At 68.6% G+C, this 22,407-nt stretch carries 23 protein-coding genes; 4 read left to right on the forward strand and 19 right to left on the reverse strand.

What is annotated here, in order from left to right; all coding sequences use genetic code 11:
* Positions 1-137: 137 nt before the first annotated feature.
* The 19 genes from VXJ25_RS07115 to VXJ25_RS07205 form a co-directional block, all read right to left on the reverse strand.
* Complete coding sequence (locus VXJ25_RS07115; protein WP_330958518.1) at positions 138-1,517, reverse strand: phosphohexomutase domain-containing protein; 1,380 nt, start codon at positions 1,515-1,517, stop codon at positions 138-140.
* Positions 1,518-1,526: 9 nt separating this feature from the next.
* Entirely contained in the window at positions 1,527-2,420 is an 894-nt protein-coding gene (locus VXJ25_RS07120) for a UTP--glucose-1-phosphate uridylyltransferase (protein ID WP_330958519.1), read from the reverse strand.
* Positions 2,421-2,597: 177 nt separating this feature from the next.
* Positions 2,598-3,590 (reverse strand): hypothetical protein, encoded by a 993-nt coding sequence (locus VXJ25_RS07125; RefSeq protein WP_330958520.1) that lies wholly within the window; start codon positions 3,588-3,590, stop codon positions 2,598-2,600.
* Positions 3,583-4,008 carry a metal-dependent transcriptional regulator gene (locus tag VXJ25_RS07130; protein WP_330958521.1) on the reverse strand — a complete coding sequence of 142 codons (426 nt, stop codon included), beginning with the start codon at positions 4,006-4,008 and terminating at the stop codon, positions 3,583-3,585. The genes VXJ25_RS07125 and VXJ25_RS07130 overlap by 8 nt, the downstream gene beginning before the upstream one ends.
* A gap of 207 nt (positions 4,009-4,215) precedes the next feature.
* Complete coding sequence (gene murA, locus VXJ25_RS07135; RefSeq protein ID WP_330958522.1) at positions 4,216-5,496, reverse strand: UDP-N-acetylglucosamine 1-carboxyvinyltransferase; 1,281 nt, start codon at positions 5,494-5,496, stop codon at positions 4,216-4,218.
* A 33-nt stretch (positions 5,497-5,529) separates the two neighbouring features.
* Entirely contained in the window at positions 5,530-5,946 is a 417-nt protein-coding gene (atpC, locus tag VXJ25_RS07140; RefSeq protein ID WP_330958523.1) for an ATP synthase F1 subunit epsilon, read from the reverse strand.
* Positions 5,947-5,956: 10 nt separating this feature from the next.
* Complete coding sequence (gene atpD, locus VXJ25_RS07145) at positions 5,957-7,489, reverse strand: F0F1 ATP synthase subunit beta (RefSeq protein ID WP_330958524.1); 1,533 nt, start codon at positions 7,487-7,489, stop codon at positions 5,957-5,959.
* Positions 7,489-8,406 carry an ATP synthase F1 subunit gamma gene (atpG, locus tag VXJ25_RS07150; protein WP_330958525.1) on the reverse strand — a complete coding sequence of 306 codons (918 nt, stop codon included), beginning with the start codon at positions 8,404-8,406 and terminating at the stop codon, positions 7,489-7,491. Before atpG ends, atpD begins: the two co-directional genes overlap by 1 nt.
* A gap of 8 nt (positions 8,407-8,414) precedes the next feature.
* A complete protein-coding gene (atpA, locus tag VXJ25_RS07155) occupies positions 8,415-10,049 on the reverse strand; it encodes a F0F1 ATP synthase subunit alpha (protein ID WP_330958526.1) in 1,635 nt (544 codons plus the stop codon).
* Positions 10,049-10,519, reverse strand: coding sequence for a F0F1 ATP synthase subunit delta (locus VXJ25_RS07160; protein ID WP_330958527.1), 471 nt, complete (start codon positions 10,517-10,519; stop codon positions 10,049-10,051). Before VXJ25_RS07160 ends, atpA begins: the two co-directional genes overlap by 1 nt.
* Entirely contained in the window at positions 10,509-11,120 is a 612-nt protein-coding gene (gene atpF, locus VXJ25_RS07165) for a F0F1 ATP synthase subunit B (protein WP_330958528.1), read from the reverse strand. Before atpF ends, VXJ25_RS07160 begins: the two co-directional genes overlap by 11 nt.
* A 35-nt stretch (positions 11,121-11,155) precedes the next feature.
* The gene (gene atpE / locus VXJ25_RS07170; protein WP_330958529.1) at positions 11,156-11,359 is read right to left on the reverse strand and encodes an ATP synthase F0 subunit C; all 204 of its coding nucleotides are present in this window, start codon (positions 11,357-11,359) and stop codon (positions 11,156-11,158) included.
* Positions 11,360-11,448: 89 nt separating this feature from the next.
* Entirely contained in the window at positions 11,449-12,282 is an 834-nt protein-coding gene (gene atpB, locus VXJ25_RS07175) for a F0F1 ATP synthase subunit A (protein ID WP_330958530.1), read from the reverse strand.
* Between the two features lie 2 nt (positions 12,283-12,284).
* Complete coding sequence (locus tag VXJ25_RS07180) at positions 12,285-12,593, reverse strand: hypothetical protein (RefSeq protein WP_330958531.1); 309 nt, start codon at positions 12,591-12,593, stop codon at positions 12,285-12,287.
* 314 nt (positions 12,594-12,907) lie between these two features.
* Complete coding sequence (upp, locus tag VXJ25_RS07185; protein WP_330958532.1) at positions 12,908-13,558, reverse strand: uracil phosphoribosyltransferase; 651 nt, start codon at positions 13,556-13,558, stop codon at positions 12,908-12,910.
* 99 nt (positions 13,559-13,657) lie between these two features.
* Positions 13,658-14,329, reverse strand: a complete 672-nt coding sequence (locus VXJ25_RS07190) for an L-threonylcarbamoyladenylate synthase (protein ID WP_330958533.1) — start codon at positions 14,327-14,329, stop codon at positions 13,658-13,660.
* Positions 14,330-14,332: 3 nt separating this feature from the next.
* Positions 14,333-15,550 carry a N5-glutamine methyltransferase family protein gene (locus VXJ25_RS07195; RefSeq protein ID WP_330958534.1) on the reverse strand — a complete coding sequence of 406 codons (1,218 nt, stop codon included), beginning with the start codon at positions 15,548-15,550 and terminating at the stop codon, positions 14,333-14,335.
* A 101-nt stretch (positions 15,551-15,651) separates the two neighbouring features.
* Entirely contained in the window at positions 15,652-16,719 is a 1,068-nt protein-coding gene (gene prfA / locus VXJ25_RS07200; RefSeq protein WP_330958535.1) for a peptide chain release factor 1, read from the reverse strand.
* 232 nt (positions 16,720-16,951) lie between these two features.
* Entirely contained in the window at positions 16,952-18,394 is a 1,443-nt protein-coding gene (locus VXJ25_RS07205; RefSeq protein ID WP_330958536.1) for an NAD(P)/FAD-dependent oxidoreductase, read from the reverse strand.
* A gap of 127 nt (positions 18,395-18,521) precedes the next feature.
* On the opposite strand from VXJ25_RS07205, the gene VXJ25_RS07210 reads away from it, so the two are divergent.
* The 4 genes from VXJ25_RS07210 (at position 18,522) to gltA (ending at position 22,391) form a co-directional block, all read left to right on the forward strand.
* Entirely contained in the window at positions 18,522-19,349 is an 828-nt protein-coding gene (locus tag VXJ25_RS07210; protein ID WP_330958537.1) for a trigger factor, read from the forward strand.
* Between the two features lie 5 nt (positions 19,350-19,354).
* On the forward strand, positions 19,355-19,945 hold the full coding sequence (gene pth, locus VXJ25_RS07215) for an aminoacyl-tRNA hydrolase (RefSeq protein ID WP_330958538.1): 591 nt from the start codon (positions 19,355-19,357) through the stop codon (positions 19,943-19,945).
* A 212-nt stretch (positions 19,946-20,157) separates the two neighbouring features.
* The gene (locus VXJ25_RS07220; RefSeq protein ID WP_330958539.1) at positions 20,158-21,000 is read left to right on the forward strand and encodes a sulfide/dihydroorotate dehydrogenase-like FAD/NAD-binding protein; all 843 of its coding nucleotides are present in this window, start codon (positions 20,158-20,160) and stop codon (positions 20,998-21,000) included.
* Entirely contained in the window at positions 20,988-22,391 is a 1,404-nt protein-coding gene (gltA, locus tag VXJ25_RS07225) for an NADPH-dependent glutamate synthase (protein WP_330958540.1), read from the forward strand. The genes VXJ25_RS07220 and gltA overlap by 13 nt, the downstream gene beginning before the upstream one ends.
* Positions 22,392-22,407: the final 16 nt, after the last annotated feature.

Genomic DNA, 22,407 nt, shown 5'->3' on the forward strand with positions numbered 1-22,407 from the left:
TCGCCGCGCTCCACGGAACCTCCACGGGAGGCGCGGCATAGGGAAGGGGGCCCCGGCGCCTGACTCCAGGCTCCGGGACCCCCTCCAGGACCAAACGCCCGCCGCCGGCCGGCGACGCCCTGCAACGCACTTCAACTCTAGAGACGTGCGATTCCCGCCGTCGTGGACGAGACGAGCGACGCCGCCTTGGACTCGGAGGTCGCCTCCGCCCAGACCCGCACGACGGGCTCCGTCCGCGACGTCCTCACCATCACCCACGAGCCGTCCTCGAACTCCACCTTGAGGCCCTCGGCGTGGCTGACCCATGTCGGCTCCTCTCCGTACAGCTCCCTCGGGTTTACGCCCGGGAGCAGGTTCCTGAGAGTCTCGCACCTGTCGACGTCCGTCCTCAAGTCCCGCCGGGAGAAGTACATCCTGCCGACCTTCTCCGTGAGGCGAGAAAGACGTAAGGAGAGCGAGTCCTCCGACGTGCCCAAGAGGGCGCAGAGGAGGCCTGCCCCGTACACGGCATCTCTCTCTTTCAGATGCCAGGGGAACGCCATCCCCCCGAGGTGTTCGACGCCCAGGAGTACATCGCCCCCCGAGAACTCCTCGTATATGCGCCTAAAGCCCACGGGGACGGTGCGGACGGCACAGCCGAGCCTCCTGGCCTGTCTGCCGACGAGCGCGGAGCAGGCTTGGTTAACAACGACCACGCCGCTCCTGCCGCACTGCCGCACCAGGTATTCCATCACCAGGCACTCGACGAGGTGTGGCAGGACCCAGTCCCCCGCGTCGCCTATGATGCCGAGCCTGTCCCCGTCTCCGTCGAGTACCACGCCGAGGTCCGCGTGCCTACGGAGGACCTCGGCCTCGCAACCCTCGACCCAAGGCAGCCGCGGGGAGGGACGTAGGCCCCCGAAGTCCGGACGCGGCTCCTCGTGGAGCGACGTCACCTCGCACCCGATGCCCTCGAGCACCAGGCGGGCCGCCCTTCCCGTGGCGCCATGGAGCGGATCGAGCACGACCCTCGGCGCCCTGGCGAGGGGACGTGCCGCCAGGTGCCCCACGGCATCCCTGACGTAGGGCCCCAAGAGGTCGACCCTCTCGAAGGGAGCCGCGGGCCGTGAGGGCAGAGCGTTGATCGAGCGTTCGACCTCGAGAGTCAGGTCCTCCGGGGCAGGCCCGCCGTCAGGCCCCCTGAGGCAGATGCCGCCGTACGCAGACGGGGCCTCCGAGGCCGTGAGCATCACGCCACCGATCGACGACCCGTCCTGGGAGACGTTCCAACCGAGGACGGGTGTCGGGAGGGGCTCCAGCGAGACGTGCACCCTAAGGCCGTGGCTCGCTATGACACCAGCCACGACGCCGGCCAGACGCTCGGCGTCGCGCCTCGCGTCGTAGCCGACGTACACCGTACCGCCCGGTCGGGCAGCCCCCCAGGTGGTGCCGATCGCCTCGCCGATGCGAGAGACGCTCTCCTCGTTGAAGTCCTCGCCGAGGGGGGCCCGCCAGCCGTGAGAGTCGAAGCGAATCATCTTGACGCGCTAGAGCGCGACGTCGCCGAGCGCCTCCCTGAAGGCGCTCTCCTGCTCGGGGTCGGAGAGGGCGAGGCGGGCGTTGGTCGCCGCCCAGGCAGCCGGGGTGCCCGTGTCGCAGCCCTCGGAGGGGTCCACGACGAGGGCGTACATGTCCTCGGACTCGAGGAGCCGCACCATGGCGTCGGTCAGCTGGATCTCACCGCCAGCGCCGACCCCCTGGGTCGCCAGCAGGTCCATGGTCCTGGGCGAGAGCAGGTAGCGACCCACGATGAACAGGTGGGAGGGGGCGTCCTCGCGCGCGGGCTTCTCTACCATGCCCGACACCTTCCAGACGGCACCCTCGTTCTCGCCCGTCGCGTCCGAGCCCTCGAGCGAACCCACGCACTCCCCCGCGATGATGCCGTAGCGGCTCACCTGGTCCTCGGGGACCGGTGCGACGGCGATGACGGAGGCCCCGCCGTGCTCGCGGGACACCTTCTGCATGTTGACGCACATCTGCCGGTCAGGCACGAAGTAGTCGCCGAGCAGCACGAAGAAGGGCTCGTCCCCGACCTCCTCGCGCGCGCACCAGACGGCGTGCCCGAGCCCGCGAGGATCGTCCTGGTAGACGAACGAGACCGGAAGGGCGCCCGCCTCGTGGACCTTCTCGGCGAGGGCGTCCTTGCCGTGCGCGCGCAGGTACTCCTCGAAGTCCTTGTCCTCGGAGAAATACTTCTCCATCTGCGGCTTGAGCCGCGAGTTGACGATGACGACGCCGTCGACGTCATCCGGCTCGAGGGCCTCCTCCACGACGTACTGGATGACCGGCTTGTCCAGCACCGGGAGGAGCTCTTTGGGCGTGCACTTGGTCGCGGGGAGGAAGCGCGTGCCGAGGCCTGCGGCTGGAATGATTGCCTTCATGGAGATGTCCCTTCGTCGTTCCGCGTTCGATAGTTCAAGTATTCCATTTGACGGTAGCATACCCCTTGAGCCGACCTGCGGTCCTCGCGAGGGGCAGGCTGCGCCGGGCGCCGGCAGGCAGGCGGCGAGGGCCGAATGCGCTCCGCGCCCGGCACGCGGCCGGGCGCGGAGCGCAAGTTACAGCCAGGTCCCCTGGATGTTCGCCGCGAGGGCGGGCGTCACGCCCTCGCCGAAGCCCACGAGCGCGAGAGGGACGTCGGCGAGGTCGCGGGCAGCGAGGAGCAGCTCCTCCTGCGCGGCGCCCTCCGCGCGCCCGTCACACGAGTCGGGGATGCAGAGCTGCAGGTAGCCCCTTCGTCCGCGCTCTCGCCACACCTCGGTCAGGATGGGCCCGAGACGGCGCGCGTCCGCCGCGCATACGTGGTCGAACCCGACAACGCAGGCACCGCCTTCGATCATCTCCCCCAGCAGGCGGCGGACCTCCCGCACGTCGACGCCCGCGAGGGCGCGTGCGTCCAGCGAGGCCACGACGGGCCTCGACGGGTAGAGGTGCTCGTTCGCCGAGCGCGCGGCGCGCAGGGCCTCCCGCGCAGAGGCCTCGTTCACGGAGCCCGAGACGACGAAGGCATGGACGCCCAGGTGGGCGAGTTCGCCCAGCAGCCGCGCCCCGGACGCGGCGGACTTCTCAACGGGGACGCCGCCCACGTCGAGCAGGCCGGCCACGAACGGCGGCGCCGCCGAGCGCGCCGCACGCACCGCCCTCTCGACGACGCGCTCGAACGGAACGGCGGCACCCGAGGCATCGATGCTCCAGGGGTCGCAACCGGCGGTGTTCGTGACGGCGACCTGCAACCCGGCGGCTACGTACAGGCGGTAGGCGACCTCGATCGTGTCTTGCTCGCACGCATCCCAGACTGCGTCGGGAGCCTCCGCGCGTGCCCCTGCGTACCCGACCGCCTCGAAGACGTCGCCGGAACAGGCCAAGGGCGTCCCCTCGCCCGCGCACAGCAGCCTCGCCAGCGAGGCGGTGAGGTCGTCGTCCGCGTCGTCGAATTCGTAGGACGTCCAGCCGAAGCTCTCGGGTTCCGGCAGGTCGGCTCCCCCGCTTCCGCAGGCAGTGGGCGCGCCGGCGCCTCCCGCACCCGTCGCGGCGTCGCCCTCCCTACTCATCCAGATCAAGACCCTGCTTCTCGAGGAAGTCGCACCAGCGGCGCACGGTGTCATCCGAGAGGTAGTGCTCCATGAGGCACGCCTCGTCGTTCGCCGTCTTCTTGTCCACTCCGAGGTCGTGGACGAGAAAGGCCCTGAGGGTGCGGTGGGTCTTCCAGACGCGCGAGGCGTACTCCTTCCCGGCGGTGGTGAGGCGCACCCTTCCGTAGCGGACCTGCTCGACCATGCCCGCGTCCTTCAGCGTGGAGAGCGCCTTGTTCACGCTCGCCTTCGAGACATTGAGCTGCTCGGCCACGTCCACTGACCTCACCCCCTCGAGCTCCTCGCCCCTGTCGGACATGATTCGGTATATGGACTCCAGGTAGTCCTCGCTCGCCATCGAGAGCTCGTGGCCCTCGTGAGTGTCGGTCTTGGGCATTGGCAACCTTCCCCTCAGTGATACTCGAGCCGGGTGAGCCCGATAAGGATTCAGGCCGGACCCCCGGAGGGGCCTAGCCTGAGCTGCTCGGTGACTGGTATGTACCCAATATAACTTGTTGTACGGCACCCCAGCCCACGAACCGCCTGGCCCCAGGGCGGGGTGGGCGGGGCTCCTGGGCTTCGGCAGAGACGTCGCGCGAGCGGCCTACTCGTCGTCCTCCGGCGCGCTGACCTGCTCGCGCGTTACCTGGGCACCAAGCGCCTGGAGCTTCTCCACGAACGACTCGTAGCCGCGGTCGATGTGATGGATGGCCGAGACCGTCGTCGTGCCGTCCGCGACCAGGCCGGCCATCACGAGGGCAGCGCCGCCCCTGAGGTCGGGGGACTTGACCTCGGCGCCCGAGAAGTGGTCGACGCCGTGGATGACCGCATGGTGCCCCTTGATGACGATCTCGGAGCCCATGCGGGCAAGCTCGCTCGCGAACATGAAGCGGTTCTCGAAGACGTTCTCCGTCACGATGCAGGTGCCCTTCGCCAGGGCGAGAAGGCACATGGTCTGCGACTGCATGTCCGTCGGGAAACCCGGGAACGGTAGGGTCTGGATGTCGACGGGGACGATGTCGCCCTCGCGTCCCACCGTGACCGAGCGGTCCCCCCGCTCTATGGAGATGCCCATCTGCTCGTACTTGCGCAGCACGAGGCCGAGGTGGTTGGGCTCGAAGCCTCGGACCGTAATCGAGGAGCGGGTGATGGCCCCCATGGCTATGAAGGTCCCCGCCTCGATGCGGTCGCCCACCACCGTATGCGTGACGGGATGGAGCTCCTTGACTCCCGTGACCTCGATAACGGGAGAGCCGGCACCCTTGATGTCCGCGCCCATCTCGTTGAGCATCATCGCGAGATCGACGATCTCCGGCTCGCGCGCCGCGTTGTCGATGACGGTCGTTCCCTTGGCGTGCACCGAGGCCATGATGAGGTTCTCGGTGGCACCCACGCTCGCGAAGTCGAGGGTCACCGTCGCGCCGACCACCCCGTCGGGGGCCGAGGCGTGGATGTCTCCGTGGTCGATCTTGAAGTCGACGCCGAGCGCCTCGAGACCGAGGATGTGCATGTCGATCTTGCGTGCGCCGATGTTGCAGCCGCCCGGCATGGCCACGACCGCCTTGCCGAAGCGGGCGATCAGGGGGCCGAGCACGGCCGTCGACGCGCGCATCTGCTCCACGAGGTGATAGGGGGTCTCCCAGCTGTCGACCGAGGAGGTGTCGATCCTGAGCTCGTGGACGCCGAGGACGTCGACCTTCGCGCCGAGGCACTTGAGCACCTTGCCCATGACGTGGACGTCCGCGATATTGGGGACGTTCTTGAGCACGTTGACGCCCGGCGCCAGGATCGTGGCCGCCATGAGCTTGAGGGCGGAGTTCTTCGCGCCCTCCACCGTTACCTCGCCAGAAAGCGGATGACCGCCTTCGACCTTGATGACTTCCATGTGCTCTCCGACTGCGCGTTCGTGACGCGCGGATCAGTTCCGCGCGGCCTGCTTGAGGAGCAGGTTGCACCAGTTTATCTTGTTTTCGAAATAGGCACGGCGCGGGTCGCGCTCGGGCAGCGCGTCGCGTGCGTCGATCGCGGCTCCACGCGTCTCCATGACAACGTCTGGCTCGATGTCATCGCAGCGGCGTGCGTGGTCGGCGAGGATGATGACCGCGTCACCCGTAATCTCGGCGTAGCCGCCCGAGATCACGATGTCGAGCTCCCCTCCCCCGTCGCGCTTCGTGCGATGGAGCCTTACGACGCCGTCGCCGAGCGCGCAGATCTCGGGGGAGTGGCCGGGCCAGACGCCCAGCTCGCCCGACTCCGCCTGGAGAATCAGGTACTCGACCATCCCCTCGTACAGCTGGCGGTCGGGTCGTACGAATTGGCAGACCAGCTCGGCCACGTTGCACCCCCTAGTTGCTCTTCTCCGGCTCGTCGTCCTTGCCGGCTCCGTCGCCCTCGGCGTCGCCGCCGGCTGCCGCGGCCTTCATCTTCTTGGCTCGCTCGCGCACGTCGTCAATCGTGCCAGCGTAGCGGAAGGCCTGCTCAGGCAGGTCGTCGCACTCGCCGTCGATGATCGCCGCGAAGGAGCGAACGGTGTCCTTAACGCGCACGTAGACGCCGGGCGCACCGGTGAACTTCTCCGCGACGTGGAAGTTCTGGGAGAGGAACTGCTGAATCTTGCGAGCGCGCGACACGACGAGCTGCTGTTCCTCGGAGAGCTCGTCCATGCCGAGGATCGCGATGATGTCCTGGAGGTCAGAGTACTCCTGCAGGATCTCTTGGACCTTCTCGGCGACGCGGTAGTGCTCCTCGCCGACGACCTCGGGGTCGAGGGCGGAGCTGGAGCTCGCCAACGGGTCGATGGCGGGGTAGATGCCGAGCTCGGTGATCGAGCGCGACAGGACCGTCTGCGCGTCGAGGTGCGTGAAGGTGGTCGCCGGAGCGGGGTCCGTCAGGTCGTCGGCAGGCACGTAGACGGCCTGAACCGAGGTGATGGAGCCCTCCTTGGTGGAGGTGATGCGCTCCTGCAGGTCGCCCATCTCGGTCGCCAGCGTGGGCTGGTACCCGACGGCGGACGGCATGCGGCCGAGAAGCGCCGAGACCTCGGAGCCGGCCTGGGAGAACCTGAAGATGTTGTCGATGAACAGCAGGACGTCCTGGCCCTGGTCGCGGAAGTACTCCGCGGTGGTGAGCCCGGCCAGGCCGACGCGCAGGCGAGCTCCTGGCGGCTCGTTCATCTGCCCGTAGACGAGGCACGTCTTGTTGATGACGCCGGACTCGGTCATCTCGAGGTAGAGGTCCGTTCCCTCGCGGGTCCTCTCGCCCACTCCCGTGAACACGGAAGTGCCGCCGTGCTCCTGTGCCAGGTTGTTGATCAGCTCCTGAATCAGGACGGTCTTGCCCACGCCGGCGCCGCCGAACAGGCCGGTCTTGCCACCCCTGACATAGGGCTCGAGAAGGTCGATCGCCTTGATGCCGGTCTCGAAGATCTCGGCGTGCGTGGTCAGCTCGTTGAACGAGGGGGCCGGGCGGTGGATCGGGTAGTAGCGCACGTGCTCGGGCATGGGCTTGCCGTCGACGGGCTGCCCCATCACGTTCCACACGCGACCGAGGGTCTCGGGCCCGACGGGCATCATCATCGGGGAGCCGGTGTCCTCGACGCGCATGCCCCTCCTGAGGCCGTCGGTCGACGACATGGCGACCGTGCGCACGACGCTGCCGGGCAGCTGGGATTCAACCTCGAGGACCGTGTGGACCTCGCCCATCGGGGTGCGACCCTTGACCTCGAGCGCGTTGTAGATCGCGGGGACCTGCCCGTCGAAGCGCACGTCCACGACGGCGCCGACGATGCGCACGATTGTGCCCGTGCCGGCGCTCTTGTTGAGGAGGCTCAGGGCCGCGCGCTCGAGCGGCGCCCTCTCCTCAGTCTCTTGCTCTGACATCAGTTGTTGTCCTCCAATGCGGACGCGCCCGCGACGATTTCGTTGAGCTCCGTGGTGATCGAGCCCTGGCGCTCACGGTTGTAGGTCCTGCTCAGCGAGGTGATGATGTCCTGCGCGTTGTCTGACGCGGACTTCATCGCGCGACGCCTGGCGCCGTGCTCCGCAGCGGCGGAGTCGAGCAGCGCATGGTAGATGACGGTCCTCACGTATGCGGGCAGGAGGTATCCCAGCACCTCCACAGCCGAGGGGTCGAACTCGAAGACGGTGTCCTGCTTGTGCTCAATCATCGAGAGGGCCTCGGCGGTGCGCGGGCGGTTGGGCATCATGAGCTGCTCGTTGGTAATGGGCAGCAGCTGCTCGACCACCTGCTGCTGGTCGACCCTGTTCTTCGCGTGCGAGTAATAGATCATCACGCGGTCTATCTGACCGGACTTGTAGCCGTCCATGATGTAGGAGGCGATGCGGTCGGCCTCGTCCATCGTCGGCTCCGAGGAGATGCCCTCGAAGGACAGAAGCGGCTGCTTTCCGCGGTAGCGGAAGAACTCCGTAGGCTTGCGGCCGCAGGTGATGACGTCGGCCCCGACGCCTCGCGACTCGAGGTCCTCGATTGCGTGCATGACCTCCCTCTGCGGGACGATGTTGAAGCCACCCGCCATGCCCCTGTCCGAGGCTATGAGCAAGAAGACCACATGCTGCTCCTTGGGGTGGACCCTGAGCAGCGGGTGCTCGCTGCCATAGCCCGCGCTCGCGACGTTCGCGAGCATCAGGGTGATGGCGTCCTTATAGGGGGCGGCCTTCTGCGCCCGGTCGAGCGCCTTGCGGATGCGCGCAGTGGAGATCATCTCCATCGTGCGCGTCACCTGCAAGGTGCTCGACACCGAGTTGATACGCCCCTTGATTTCTCTCAGACTAGGCATTCTTTACCTTAGGCGTCCCTGAACGACTGTACCTCGTCGCCCCCCTGCCCGCCGGCGTCCTCGGAGTCGTCCTTGTGGTGCTTCCGCAGGAACTGCTCCTTGTACTCGGCGATGCAAGACCTGAGCTTCTCGGCGAGGTCATCGGATATCTTGCCCTCGACCACGCGAGAGCGGGTGTTGGGATGGCGGGTCTTCATGAATTCGGCGAGACCGTCGCGGAACTCGACGACGTCGGCGAGGTCGAGGTCGTCGAGGTAGTTCTCCTTGGACGCGAAGATGGCGATGACCTGGTCGGCCACGTCGAGGGAGGCGTAGCGCTTCTGCTTGAGCAGCTCCATGGTGTGGGCGCCATGGTTGAGCTGGTACTGCGTCGTCTCGTCGAGGTCCGAGCCGAACTGCGAGAAGGCCTGCTTCTCGCGGTAGCTCGCGAGGTCCAGCCTGAGCGTGCCCGCGACCTGCTTCATCGACTTCAGCTGCGCGGCGCCGCCGACGCGCGACACCGAGATGCCCACGTCGACAGCAGGGCGCTGGCCCTGGAAGAACAGGTTCGACTGCAGGTAGATCTGGCCGTCCGTGATGGAGATCACGTTCGTCGGGATGTAGGCCGAGACGTCGCCCTCCTGCGTCTCGATGATCGGCAGCGCCGTCATGGAGCCGCCGCCGTTGGCGTCGGACATCTTGACGGCACGCTCGAGCAGGCGGGAGTGCAGGTAGAAGATGTCTCCGGGGTAGGCCTCGCGTCCGGGCGGACGATGCAGCGTCAGCGACATCTGACGGTAGGCGACAGCCTGCTTGGAGAGGTCGTCGAAGACGATGAGGACGTGCCCTCCGGGGTGGGTCGCGTCGGCGGGGTGGCCCTTCTCGTCGTTGTACATGAAGTACTCGCCGATGGCGGCGCCCGCCATCGGGGCGATGTACTGCAGCGGCGCCGAGTCCGCGGCGGTCGCGGAGACGATGATCGTCTTGTCCATGACGCCGTGGTGTTCGAGCGTCTCCCTGATGGAGGCGACCGTCGAGGCCTTCTGGCCGATGGCCACGTAGATGCAGACGATATCGGTGTTGCGCTGGTTGATGATCGTGTCGATCGCGATGGCCGTCTTGCCGGTCTTGCGGTCGCCGATGATCAGCTCTCGCTGGCCCCTCCCGATGGGGACCATGGCGTCGATCGCGACGAGGCCCGTCTGGACGGGCTCGTTGACGGGCTGGCGGTCGATGATGCCGGGGGCCTTGAACTCTATCGGCCGGCGCTGGGACGTGATGATGGGCCCCTTGCCGTCGATCGGGTCTCCGAGCGGGTTGACCACGCGGCCGAGCATGTTGCGCCCGACCGGGATGTCCATGACGCGGCCGGTCGTGGTGACCTGGTCGCCCTCCTTGATCGAGTCGACGTCGCCGAACAGCACCGCGCCGACCTCGTCCTCGTCCAGGTTCTGGGCGAGCCCGTAGACGCTGCGCCCCGTGGCGGAGCTCGTGAACTCGAGCAGCTCGCCGGACATGGCGCTCCTCAGCCCGGCGACATGCGCGATGCCGTCGCCCACCTCGATGACGGTGGACGCCTCCTGCGTCTGGACCGAGGTGGAGATGCCGTCGAGCTCGCCGCGCAGGGTCCTCATGATCGAGGATGCGTCGATTGCCTCGCTCATTACTCATCACCTCCCATGTTTGCGGAGGAAAGCTTCTTCCTGACGTTGATCAGCTGCGCCTTGACGGACGCGTCGCGCCTGTGGCCCTTCGCCTCGAGGATGATTCCCCCGAGTATGGAGGGGTCCACGTGCTCGACGAGGTAGACGGGAGCGTCGAAGTCCTTTCGGCACTTCTCCCTCACGCGCTCGCGCATCTCGTCATCCATGGGGACAGCCGTCGTCACGTCCACGGAGACCGTGTCGTCGCTCTTGTCGAGCAGGCCCTTGTACTCGCTGTACACCTTGTCGAGCAGGTCGAAGTCGTCCTCGCCCTGCATCGCGGTGATGGTCTCGAGGACCTCGGGGGAGAACTTGAGCACGTGCTTGACCTGCTCCAGGTCCCGCGCCGCCCTGCCCTCGGACTTCGCGGCCTCGAGCAGGGCCCTGGTGTAGGCCTCGACCTTCTTCTGCTCGATGCGCTTACCTGTCATTCAGGCTACCAACTTCCTCGAGATACTTCTCAGCGAGCTTGCGCTGCCCGGCCTCGTCGAGGGAGTCGCCGATGATCTTGCCGGCAATCTCGACCGAGAGGTCGACGACGGAGTCGGAGAGCTCGACCATGGCCTTGTGGCGCTCGAGGTTGACGACGTTGTGCGCCTTCGCGATGATCTCGCTCGCGCTCTTCTGCGCCTCGTCGAGGATCTGGGCGCGCTGGGCCTCGGCCTCGCGCTTGGCATCCGCGACGATCTCCTCGGCCTCGCGCTCGGCCTCGGAGATCTTGGCCTTGCTCTCGGCGGCGGCGGCAGTTGCCTCCTTGCGCTGACGCTCGGCCTCGTCGAGGTCGCTCTTTATCTTGTTCTCGCGCGCGTCCATCATCTTGAGGATCGACGGCCAAGCGAGCTTGGCGAGCAGGACCCAGATGACCACGAACGCGATGGCCGCGGGGACGAACTCCGACAACTTCGGCAGCAGAATCGCCGGTCCCGAGATCTCCTCTGCCATGGCCGCCTCGGGCAGCGCGGCGCTGGCAAGGACGAGCGCCGTCCCAAAGGCGACGCGGCGTCCCGGAAGAGCTCCCTTCTGGTCTTTCATGCATACCTCCAAACAGACCTGTCCTTGCGTCGTCGCTACTTGACGATGAGGGCGACGACGAAGCCAATCAGCGCAAGTGCCTCCACGAAGGCCGAGCCGAGGATGAAGACCGTGAAGAGGCGTGCCTGGACCTCGGGCTGACGGGCCATGGAGGTCGTCGCGCCATAGGCGGCGAGGCCGATGCCGATGCTGGCGCCGATGACGCCGAGACCATAACCGATTACACCAAGTGCACCCACAATTTCCTCCTTAGAACCTCGTCCCGCAGGGCGAGTCTTCTTACTATGCACGAGCGCGACCAAGCCGCGCGGGATGCCTGAGCGGCAAGCTACTCCTCGCTCTCGGCGGTCTGGATGTAGACGGCCGTGAGAAGGGCGAAGACGTACGCCTGGATGACGGCGACGAGGATCTCGACCAGGTAGATGATGATCAGCACGAGGACCCAGAGCACTGAGGCACCCGCGTCGCCGACGGCGCCCGCCGTGAGCGCGGCGCCGTTGGAGAGGGCCTGCATCAGCGGGTCGAAGAACAGGGAGGCGAGGATCGCGAAGGTCCCCATGACCACGTGACCGGCGAACATGTTGCAGAAGAGTCGGACGGCGAGCGTGATCAGCCTCAGGAAGGTCGAGAAGACCTCGATGACCCAGACGAGCACGTTGAGCGGGAAGACGACGCCCTTGGGGGCAAGGCTCTTGACGTAGCCCCAGACGCCCTTGGACCTGCAGCCCACGACGATGAAGTAGACGAACGAGTAGCAGGCGAGCGCGGCGGTGACGCCGATGGTGCCCGTGCCGGGGTGGCAGCCGGGAATGATGCCCACGATGTTGTTGGCGAGGATGAAGAAGAAGATCGCGAAGATGAACGGGAAGTGCTTCTTCCAGGTGTCCGGAAGGATCGACTTGCAGAGGTCGTCACGGGCGAACTCGATGAGGCTCTCGACCGCGTTCACGAAGAAGCCGTGCGGCACCAGGCTGGCGGCCTGCTTCTTCCTGAAGGTGAAGACCACGACGAGCAGCAGCACGATGGCGACGAACATCCAGAAGACGTACTGGGTAAGCCCCGGGGAGACCTGCGTGACATCGGCGGGCCCGATGACGTTGTGGGTCAGGAAGCTGTCGATCAGCTCGTCGACCGCGTCGTTTAGACCATCCAGAGGGTTCATCTCTAACCTTCCTTCCGGCCGCGCGTGGCGCCGCAGACGTCACGTGAGGCTCTTAGTGACTCAAGCGCCCACACAGCAAGGAACGTCCCCGCCATCGAGGTGCCAAAAGCTAGCGTATCGTCCGGCGAGAGGAGGCGTACAGCGACGACGGCCGCCGAGAGGGCGACGAAGGAGACGGCCACGGCTGCGAGGCCCCAGCCGACCTCGGCCCGGACGCGCTCGCGCAGGACCCCCTCGAGCAGGAGGACCGCCGGTGCGCAGCCCGCCAGGCCGAAGAGCGCCCCTGCTATGGCGAAACCCCAAGAGACCACTGCCACATGCCTCCGGACACGGATGACGTGCTAAGGAATACTAACCGTTCGCATTCGTAACATGCGTACCATTCCCAGAATCCCCATCTTCTGACGGCCGTTCGCAAAACGCTACCCGAAATTTACCTAAGCACCGACACATTACGCCTCACCTGCACGTTTATGGACATGGTGAAGGGCCGAAGGCCGGTTGGCGAGGGTGGACGGACGTGCACGTGAGGGGCGGGAAAGCGGACGAGCGAGGCGCGTGGAGCGCCCCGCTCGTCTGTGTCCGATAGGCTCCGCCCTCGCGGGCTCCCGCCCGCGCCGCCGATCTACTTCGTGCCGTAGATCCTGTCGCCGGCGTCGCCGAGGCCCGGCAGGATGTAGGCGCTCTCGTTCAGCTGGCGGTCCAGGGCACAGGTGAACAGGCGCACCTCCGGGTCGAAGTCCAGGACCGCCTTGACGCCCTCCGGGGCGGAGACGAGCGTGAGGCAGCGGATGTCCTTCACGCCGGCGTCGCGGAGGAACTTGATCGCCGCGGTGAGCGAGCCACCGGTCGCGAGCATCGGGTCCACGACGAGGCAGGTGCGCTTGTCGATGTCGGGCGGGAACTTGCAGTAGTACTGGTGCGGCTCGTGGGTGACGGGGTCGCGGTACATGCCGACGTGCCCGACGCGCGCCGAGGGCGTGAGCGTCAGGATGCCGTCGACCATGCCGAGGCCGGCGCGCAGGATCGGGATGATGGCGACCTTCTTGCCCGCGATTCTCTTGCAGGTGGTCCGCTCGAGCGGCGTGTCCACCTCGACGTCCTCGAGCGGGAAGTCGCGCATGGCCTCGTAGCCCTCGAACACGGCGAGCTCGGTCACGAGCTCGCGGAACTGCTTGGTGCCCGTGTCCTTGTCCCTCAAGATCGACAGCTTGTGCTGCACCAGCGGGTGCTCGATCACCTCGAAGCGCCTGGGGTCAAAGTCTCTCGAGTCCATGTGCCTTCCCTTCCGGCAGGGTCCCTGCCACGTGGGGTCCTTCGTTGCATCAGTCCTAGTCTAGACATTCCGGGCCCGACGCGCCCGCGATACGCCCTCCTACGCCCCGCGCTCGGACGAGAGGCCTGCCGCGCGGAGGAACTCCTCGGGGCTGACGGAGCCCCGGCGGAGCACGCGCGGCTCCCCCGCCGTGCAGTCGACGATGGTGGAGGCGACGGCGATGGGGGCGGGGCCGGCGTCGAAGGTGAGGTCGGCGGCCTCGACGATGCGGGGCTCGAGGCCCGCGCCGGACGTCGCCGCCGCGAGGCCGTGCGTGTTGGCGCTCGTCGTCGGCAAGGGGACGCCCACCTGCCGTGCGAGCTCCCTCACGAGGTTGGACCCCGGGCAGCGAAGGGCGATCGTGGGGCGGCCGCCGGGCGCGGCGGGCCGGCGGTACTCGGGCGGCACCTCGGGGGACGCCTGGACGACGAGTGTGAGCGCCCCCGGCCACAGGGCCTTCGCCGCGCGCTGCGCCCACGCCGGCACGCAGGCGCCGTACACCTCGAGCTCGGCCGCGTCGGCGACGAGCCACGGCAGGGTCTGGGCCCGGTCGCGCCGCTTGATCGAGAAGATCCTGCGCAGGGCGGGGTTGCCCGCGAGCGCCGCGCATCCGATGCCGTAGACGGAGTCCGTCGGCATCACGAGCACGCCGCCGTCGGCGAGGAGGGCGGCGCCCCGCTCGACCGCCTCCTGGGCGGGCCGGTTCTGGTCGACCGCCACTATGGCCCCCATGGCCTACTCCTCCCTGCGCGCCACGAGGACGCGCGGCCGGTGCGTGAGGTCCTCGCGCACCTCGACGGACGTCCACCCGCCCTGGGCGCGCACGAGGTCGGCGGCGGCGTCGAGGGTCGTCTCGAAGAGCTCGCAGCAGAGGGTGCCCCCGGGCGCGAGCGCGCGGGGCGCGAGGTCGAGCAGCCTCCTGAAGACGTCGAGGCCGTCGGGGCCGCCGTCGAGGGCGAGCCCAGGCTCGAAGCCCACGACCTCCTGCGGGAGCGTGGGCATGACCCCGCTGGGAATGTAGGGCGGGTTCGAGACGAGCACGCAGAAGGTCCCCATGAGGTCGGCGGGCACGCCCGAGGCGAGGTCGCACTCGACGACCCGCACGACGTCCGCGAGCCCGAGCGCGTCGCGGTTGCGCCTCGCCAGCGAGACGGCCGCAGGCGAGAGGTCCGTCGTGACGACCTGCGTGCCGGGACGCTCGCTCGCGATGGAGAGGGCGACGCACCCCGTACCGCACCCCACCTCGAGCACGCGCGGGCCCGGTTCGGGTACCTCCCCTGCCTCCTCGACGGCTTCGCCCTCGTCAGGCGAGGGGGCGTCGGTGACCGGCCGCTCGCCGGGGCCGGGTACGTAGCCCCCACGGAGCCCGTCCTCGGGTCCGGGAACGTAGACTATCGGGTCTACGTGCTCGTCGTCCCCGTCCTCGTCCGCCCCCGCGGCGGCGAAGCTCGAGACGGGCGGTCGCTCGGCGGCCTCCTGCGGCTCGTCTCCGGCAGGCGCCTCGCCGTCGGCCCCCTCCTCCGCGCCGGTTACGTCCCCGGCGCCGGCCACCTCGCTCGGCAGCGCCTCGAAGACGCAGCCGCGCGCCAGGGCAGCGTCGACGCCCTCGAGCGCGGCGTCGACCAGGACCTCGGTCTCCGGGCGCGGGATGAGGACCCCGCGCTCGCACCTGAGGACGATGTGGCGGAACGGCATCTCGCCTGTGACATACTGCAGCGGCTCGCCCGCGGCGCGCCTCAGGACCGCCGCGCGCATGGCGGCGAGCTCGTGCTGCTCGAACACCCGGTCGAAGCTCATGTACAGCTCGACGCGGGTGAGGCCGAGCACGTTGCAGATCAGCCACTCCGCCGACAGCCTCGGGTGCTCGTCGCCCTTGCCCTCGAGGTAGCCCCGGGTCCACCCGAGCATCCTCCCGACCGTCCAGACGTCTTGCGCCCCGTCCGTCCCAGCCATCCCTGCCTCCCATCGGAAGGGGCCCGCCACCGGCACTGGCGACAGGCCCCGCAAGAAGGGGCCGGGGGCGCTTGGCTCCCCCGGCCCCGTCCACCTCACTCTCAGACCGCCTGCGCGAGCTTGTCCGCGCGGTCCTGGGCGGCGAGCGCCTCGATGACCTCGCCGAGCTTGTCACCCAGGAGCACCCCCGTGTAGGTGCTGTTGAAGCCGATCCTGTGGTCGGTCACGCGGTCCTGGGGCTGGTTGTAGGTGCGAATCTTCTCGGAGCGGTTGCCGTGCCCGATCTGGGAGAGGCGCTCGGCCCCCTGCTCCTCCTGCTGCTTCTCGAGCTCCATCTGGTACAGGCGCGCGCGGAGCATCTCCATGCAGACCGCGCGGTTCTGGATCTGGGAGCGCTGGTCCTGCGACTGCACGACCGTGTTGGTTGGCAAGTGCGTGATGCGCACGGCCGAGTAGGTCGTGTTGACGCCCTGGCCGCCGGGGCCGGAGGCGCAGTAGGTGTCGATGCGCAGGTCCTCGTCCTTGATCTCGATGTCGATGTCCTCGGCCTCGGGCAGGACCGCGACGGTGGCCGTGGAGGTCTGGATGCGGCCCTGGCTCTCGGTCTTGGGGATGCGCTGGACGCGGTGCACGCCGCTCTCGTACTTCATGACCGAGTAGACCTTGTCGCCCATGACCTTGAACTCGATGGTCTTGAAGCCGCCCGCGTCGCTCGGGGAGGAGGACAGGACCTCGATCTTCCACTTGCGCGACTGCGCGAAGCGCTCGTACATGGCGAACAGGTCGCCGGCGAAGATCGCGGCCTCGTCGCCGCCGACGCCGGCCCTGATCTCGACGATCGTGTCCTTCTCGTCGTTGGGGTCGCCGGGGATGAGCATGATCTTGATCTCGTCCTCGAGGCCGGGCAGCTTCTGCTCGTTCTCGGAGATGTCCTCCTGGAGCATCTCCTTCTCCTCGGCGTCCGCGGCCTCATGCAGCATCTCCTTCGCCGCCTCGATGTCGTCGAGCGCCTGCAGGTACTCCCGCGCCTTGGCCACGAGCTCCGCCTGGCTGGCGTGCTCCTTCGCGATGCGCGCGTACTCCTTGGGGTCCGAGGCGATGGCGGGGTCCATCATCTTCTTCTCGAGCTCCTCGTACGCGGCGATGATCTTCTCAAGCTTATCGCCCATGATGCACAGCTCCTCGGGGTAGTTCCCGCCGGCAGGCCCGCCCGGCGGTCGAATGTTCAGCGTATGAAGTCTACCACCTGCGCTGTCTGCCCATACGTCGCCCACCGCGGCACGCGGGGCTCTCCACAATCGGCTCGGGCGAGAGCGGGGCGCGCGCCGGGGCGCCAGCAGGCCGAGAAGGACGTCGGCGCCGAGCGGGAAGGGCGTTGCGCCGCGGACGCGGGCCGCAGGGCTACCTCGACGCGAGCTCCTCCCCCATCACGAGCCCCATCACCGACGCCATCATGAGCCCGCGCGTCCAGCCGGAGGAGTCGCCCAGGCAGTGGAGGCCCGCTACGTTGGTGTCGAGGTGGGCGTCCATCGTGACGCGGTTGCTGTAGAACTTGAGCTCGGGCGCGTAGAGGAGCGTCTCGTTGCTGGCGAAGCCCGGCACCACGCGGTCGACGGCCTGCATGAAGGCGACGATGTTGGTCATCGCCCGGTACGGCATGGCGCTCGTCACGTCCCCGGCGCAGGCGTCGGGGAGGGTGGGGACCACGTTGGAGCGCGTGAGCTCCTCGGGCCATGTGCGCTTTCCGTCGAGCACGTCGCCGAAGCGCTGGACCAGGATGTGGCCCGCGCCCAGCATGTTCATGAGCTCGCCCACGTGCCGGGCGTAGTCGATGGGCCTGTCGAACGGCTCCTTGAAGCTCTGGGAGCACAGGACCGCCAGGTTGGTGTTGGGGCTCTTGCGGCCCTTGTAGCTGTGGCCGTTAACCACGGCGAGGCCCCCGTCGTAGTTCTCCTGGCTCACGAAGCCGCCCGGGTTCTGGCAGAAGGTGCGGACCTTGTCGCGGAACGGGTTGGGGTAGCCCACGAGCTTGCTCTCGTACAGGACGTTGTTGACGTCCTCCATGATCTCGTTCCGGACCTCCACGCGCACGCCCATGTCGACCGGCCCGGGCTCGTGGGCGATCCCGTGCTCGTCGCACATGCGCACGAGCCAGGCGGCGCCGCGCCTGCCCGTCGCGACGACCGTCTCCCGCGCGCGGAGCTCGACCTCGCCCGCGGGGCCGCGCACCCGCGCCCCCAGGCAGCGCCCTCCCTCGACCATGACCTCGCGGCACTCGTGCTCGAAGAGGACCTCGACGCCGGCGTCGAGCAGGTGCCGCTCGATGGCGAGGTAGATCCTCTGGGCGCACTCCGTGCCGAGGTGGCGGATCGGACAGTCCACGAGCTTGAGCCCGGCGCGGATGGCGCGGCGCCGGATGTCGGCGACGCGCTCGGGCGAGGCCGTGCCCCAGGTGCGCGCGTCCGCGCCGAAGCCGAGGTACATGTCGTCGACGCGCCCGATCTGCTCCTGCACGAAGTCGCGGCCGAGGAGCTCCGGCAGGTCGCCGCCCACCTCGCAGGAGAGCGAGAGCTTGCCGTCGGAGAAGGCCCCGGCGCCCGAGAAGCCCGTGGTGATGCGACAGGGGTCGCAGTGGGCGCAGCGCCCTCCCGAGGCCTTGGGGCAGCGCCGCCGCTCGACGGGCAGCCCCCTCTCGACGAGGGTGACGTGGCGGGCGCCGGCGCGGGCGAGAAGCCCCAGCGCGCAGAAGATGCCCGCCGGCCCGGCCCCCACGACGAGCACGTCGACGTCCCTGACCGACGCGTGCGGGCGCGCGGCGGGCGCGCCGGAGACCCCCTGTGCCATGGCGACCCCCCATCCACGTGGTGGCGCGGGCTGGGCCCGCAAGGCACCAAAGTATAATGGTGCTGCCTTAAGCACTATGGCGCCGGCGGGGCGGACGGTCCCGCCGATGGCACCGGAAGGGAGACCCTTGCCCCAGGACACGAGGCCGCTGCCGTTCATGGTCGACGGGCGGCCCTACTACACGCTCTCCTCGTACGACCCCGTTCGGATCGAGGTCTACGTCCCCCAGGTCACCGACGAGGACGTGAGCTACGCGCTCGACAGCATGGTCGCGAGCCTCGGGGGGACGGCGTCCGACCTCGACGACCCCCAGTGGCTGCAGGCCCACTTCCATGGCGCCCGCGACCTCGCCCAGCTGCGCTCGGCGGTGCGCTCCCAGGTGAGCGCCTCCAACAACCTGGCCGTGAGGGACCAGGTCATCTCCCAGACGCTCGCGGCGCTCGCCGCCCGGCTCGTCCAGCGCGTCCCGGACGCGGACGTCGAGAGGACGCGCGAGCAGATCCGCTCGCAGGCAGACGCCAGGCTCAGGGATCAGGGCCGCTCGCTCGAGGAGCACGAGGGGGAGCTTTCGCCCCTCGCCGGCCTCATCGACGAGGAGGCCCTCTCCGCCACCGAGCAGGCGGCCGCCCTCGACGCCCTCGCGACCAAGCGCGCTCTCGAGGTCGAGGATGACGAGCTACCGGACCTCCTCGGCGCCGACCCCGAGGAGGCGCGCCGCCTCGTCGGCCAGGCGCGCGAGGCGGGCACCCTCGACGAGGTGCGCCGGCTCGCGCTGAGGAACAAGGCGTGCCGCCTCGCCGTCTCCGAGGCCTCCGTCGAGTGGCATCGCGAGAGCGACCGGGAGGCCGCCGAGCGCGTCGCCCAGATGCGCGCCGCCCGCGCGGCGCGGGCGCCCCAGGGAGGGGCTGCGCGCACGGACAACGCCCGGGGCGACGCCGGGCTCAGGCTGGTGTGACGGCCATGGCGACGCATCCCAAGGAGATACGGATCGTCTGCGGCCTCGGCAACCCCGGCGCAGAGTACGAGCACACCCGCCACAACGCCGGCTTCGCTACCGTCGACGCCCTCGCGCGCCGCGCGGACGTCCGCTACTGGAAGAGCGAGGCAGGCGCGCTGGTGGCCCCCTACCCCGTACGCTCCCAGGACGGCTCCGAGCGCACGGTCCTTCTCGCCAAGCCCGAGAGCTACATGAACACGAGCGGTGGCCCGCTCTCCAAGCTCATGCGCGCCCACCACGTCTCGCCCCAGGAGGTCCTCGTCGTCCACGACGAGGTCGACCTGGCGCCCGGCGCGCTCGAGGTCAAGTTCGGTGGGGGCCTCAACGCCCACAACGGCCTCCGCTCGATCGCGAGCAAGCTCGGGACCCGCGACTTCGCGCGGCTGCGCGTCGGCACGGGGCGACCGCCCGGGAGGATGTCGGTCGCCGACTGGGCGCTGCGCACCCTCAAGGGCGCCTTCCTCGAGGAGTTCCTCGCGGAGGCGGAGGACGCGGCCGACCTGGCCGCGCTCTGCCTCGAGCGCGGCGTGGAGGCGTGCCTGGGCAGGCGCTAGGGGCGCAGGCACACGCCGCCCACCGACCTCGGGCCACGCCCGCGGGTTCTCGGCGGCTGCTCGCAAGGCCGGCCTTGCGTTCGCCTCGAAAGAGTACTATGGAGAATGTCTTTGTGCCGCGGACGCACCGTCCTCACGGCACGTGGTGGGGCCGGTCCGCACGCGGGGAGCGCGCAGGCGGCACCCGGAAGTATTGGGAGAGGAGTTCGTTGATGTACAAAATCCTCGATAAGACGCAGTTCTCGGAGAAGGTGTTCAAGTTCCGCATCGAGGCGCCCCAGATGGCGCGCCACGCGCACGCAGGCCAGTTCCTGATGGTGCGCGCCAACGAGACGGGCGAGCGCGTCCCCTTCACCTTCGCGGACTGGAGCCCCGAGGAGGGCTGGGTCGAGTTCATCTTCATGGTGGTCGGCAAGACCACGATGATGCTCTCGACCTACGAGGTGGGCGACTGCATCCAGGACGTCACCGGCCCGCTCGGCCAGCCGAGCGAGTTCGGCAAGGGCAAGTGGTGCGTCATCGGCGGCGGCGTCGGTCTGGCCATCGCCTTCCCGATCACGCGCCAGCTGGTCGAGAGCGGCATGGAGGTCCACGCCATCATGGGCGCCCGCACCAAGGACCTGCTCCTGCTCGAGGACCAGTTCCGCTCCATCCTCCCGGACGACCACATCCACATCACCACGGATGACGGCTCCTACGGCGAGAAGGGCGTCGTCACCGCGCCCGAGGACCGCCTGCTCGAGTCCGGCGACGCCGACCACGTCTTCTGCGTCGGCCCCGTCCCGATGATGAAGTTCGCCACCCTGACCGCCGTCAAGCACGGCACCCCCATCCTCGCCTCGCTCAACCCCATCATGGTCGACGGCACCGGCATGTGCGGCTGCTGCCGCGTCGAGGTCGGCGGGGAGACCAAGTTCGCCTGCGTCGACGGCCCCGACTTCGACGCGAGCAAGGTCAACTGGGACGACCTGCGCGCACGCCAGGCCGCCTATCGTACCGAGGAAGGACAGGCCATCAAGGCCTATGAGGAGGCGAGGTGCGCATGCCGCAAGTAAATGGTCGCTACGTCCCTAACGTAAAGGCCCCCAGGACCCCGGCCAACGAAGAGGACCCCATCGCGCGCGCCAAGGACTTCCGCCCCGTCGACAAGGGCTTCACCAAGGAGATGGCGCTCGCCGAGGCCAACCGCTGCCTCGACTGCAAGAAGCCGCTGTGCGTCCAGGGCTGCCCGGTCAACATCAACATCCCGGCCTTCATCGAGGCCATCCGCGCCGAGGAGTTCGGCCGCGGCCTCGACATCATCCACGAGGCCTCGATGCTCCCCGCCATCTGCGGCCGCGTCTGCCCGCAGGAGAACCAGTGCGAGGGCCGCTGCATCATGGGCAAGCGCAGCGAGCCGGTCGCCATCGGCCAGCTCGAGCGCTTCCTCGGCGACCAGCCCGAGCTCGCCTCCGAGCCCAAGATGGCCCCCAAGAACGGCAAGAAGGTCGCCGTCATCGGCGCCGGCCCCTCCGGCATCGCCTGCGCCGGCGAGCTCGCCCGCAACGGCTTCGACGTCACGATCTTCGAGGCCTTCTTCACCGGCGGCGGCGTCCTCGCCTACGGCATCCCCGAGTTCCGCCTGCCCAAGGCGGTCGTGAAGCGCGAGATCGACGGCCTCGAGAAGCTCGGTGTCAAGTTCGAGTACAACTCCGTCGTCGGCCGCATCACCGACGCCGAGGAGCTCTTCGGCGAGTACGGCTTCGACGCCATGTACATCGCCACGGGCGCCGGCCTCCCCAAGATGCTCAACATCCCGGGCGAGAACCTCCCCAACGTCTTCTTCGCCAACGAGTACCTGACGCGCGTCAACCTCATGAAGGCCAACCGCTTCCCCGAGTACGACACGCCGACCAAGCGCGCCAAGAACGTCGTCGTCTTCGGCGGCGGCAACGTGGCCATGGACTCCGTCCGCACCGCGCTGCGCCTGGGCGCCGAGACCGTCACCCTGTGCTACCGCCGCACCGAGGCCGAGATGCCCGCGCGTCGCGCTGAGGTCGAGCACGCCAAGGCCGAGGGCGTCAAGATTCACGAGCTCGCCAGCCCGCTCGAGTTCGTCGCGGGCGACGACGGCTCCGTCGCCTTCGTGAAGGTCCAGAACATGGAGCTCGGCGAGCCGGACGCCTCCGGCCGCCGTCGCCCGGTGCCCATCGAGGGCTCCGTCGACCTGCTCCCCTGCGACCTCGGCATCTCCGCCATCGGCACCAACGCCAACCCGATCGCCAAGCTGATCGGGCCCGAGAAGGTCAACAAGTGGGGCTACATCGAGGCCGACGAGACGACCGGCCAGACCTCCGACCCGAGGATCTGGGCCGGTGGCGACATCGTGACCGGTGCCGCCACGGTCATCCTGGCCATGGGCGCCGGCAAGGCCGCCGCGGCCGACATGACCGCGAAGCTCTCCTAGAGCCTAGCCAGGGACC

The sequence above is a fragment of the Olsenella absiana genome (genome assembly GCF_036408855.1).
GTDB classification, from domain to species: Bacteria; Actinomycetota; Coriobacteriia; order Coriobacteriales; family Atopobiaceae; genus Olsenella_K; species Olsenella_K absiana.

Coding starts and splice junctions, on each gene's coding strand:
- VXJ25_RS07115 (WP_330958518.1), bottom strand. CDS start 1,517: ATGATTCGCTTCGACTCTCACGGCTGGCGGGCCCCCCTCGGCGAGGAC.
- VXJ25_RS07120 (WP_330958519.1), bottom strand. CDS start 2,420: ATGAAGGCAATCATTCCAGCCGCAGGCCTCGGCACGCGCTTCCTCCCC.
- VXJ25_RS07125 (WP_330958520.1), bottom strand. CDS start 3,590: ATGAGTAGGGAGGGCGACGCCGCGACGGGTGCGGGAGGCGCCGGCGCG.
- VXJ25_RS07130 (WP_330958521.1), bottom strand. CDS start 4,008: ATGCCCAAGACCGACACTCACGAGGGCCACGAGCTCTCGATGGCGAGC.
- murA (WP_330958522.1), bottom strand. CDS start 5,496: ATGGAAGTCATCAAGGTCGAAGGCGGTCATCCGCTTTCTGGCGAGGTA.
- atpD (WP_330958524.1), bottom strand. CDS start 7,489: ATGTCAGAGCAAGAGACTGAGGAGAGGGCGCCGCTCGAGCGCGCGGCC.
- atpG (WP_330958525.1), bottom strand. CDS start 8,406: ATGCCTAGTCTGAGAGAAATCAAGGGGCGTATCAACTCGGTGTCGAGC.
- atpA (WP_330958526.1), bottom strand. CDS start 10,049: ATGAGCGAGGCAATCGACGCATCCTCGATCATGAGGACCCTGCGCGGC.
- VXJ25_RS07160 (WP_330958527.1), bottom strand. CDS start 10,519: ATGACAGGTAAGCGCATCGAGCAGAAGAAGGTCGAGGCCTACACCAGG.
- atpF (WP_330958528.1), bottom strand. CDS start 11,120: ATGAAAGACCAGAAGGGAGCTCTTCCGGGACGCCGCGTCGCCTTTGGG.
- atpB (WP_330958530.1), bottom strand. CDS start 12,282: ATGAACCCTCTGGATGGTCTAAACGACGCGGTCGACGAGCTGATCGAC.
- upp (WP_330958532.1), bottom strand. CDS start 13,558: ATGGACTCGAGAGACTTTGACCCCAGGCGCTTCGAGGTGATCGAGCAC.
- VXJ25_RS07190 (WP_330958533.1), bottom strand. CDS start 14,329: ATGGGGGCCATAGTGGCGGTCGACCAGAACCGGCCCGCCCAGGAGGCG.
- VXJ25_RS07195 (WP_330958534.1), bottom strand. CDS start 15,550: ATGGCTGGGACGGACGGGGCGCAAGACGTCTGGACGGTCGGGAGGATG.
- prfA (WP_330958535.1), bottom strand. CDS start 16,719: ATGGGCGATAAGCTTGAGAAGATCATCGCCGCGTACGAGGAGCTCGAG.
- VXJ25_RS07205 (WP_330958536.1), bottom strand. CDS start 18,394: ATGGCACAGGGGGTCTCCGGCGCGCCCGCCGCGCGCCCGCACGCGTCG.
- pth (WP_330958538.1), top strand. CDS start 19,355: ATGGCGACGCATCCCAAGGAGATACGGATCGTCTGCGGCCTCGGCAAC.
- VXJ25_RS07220 (WP_330958539.1), top strand. CDS start 20,158: ATGTACAAAATCCTCGATAAGACGCAGTTCTCGGAGAAGGTGTTCAAG.
- gltA (WP_330958540.1), top strand. CDS start 20,988: ATGCCGCAAGTAAATGGTCGCTACGTCCCTAACGTAAAGGCCCCCAGG.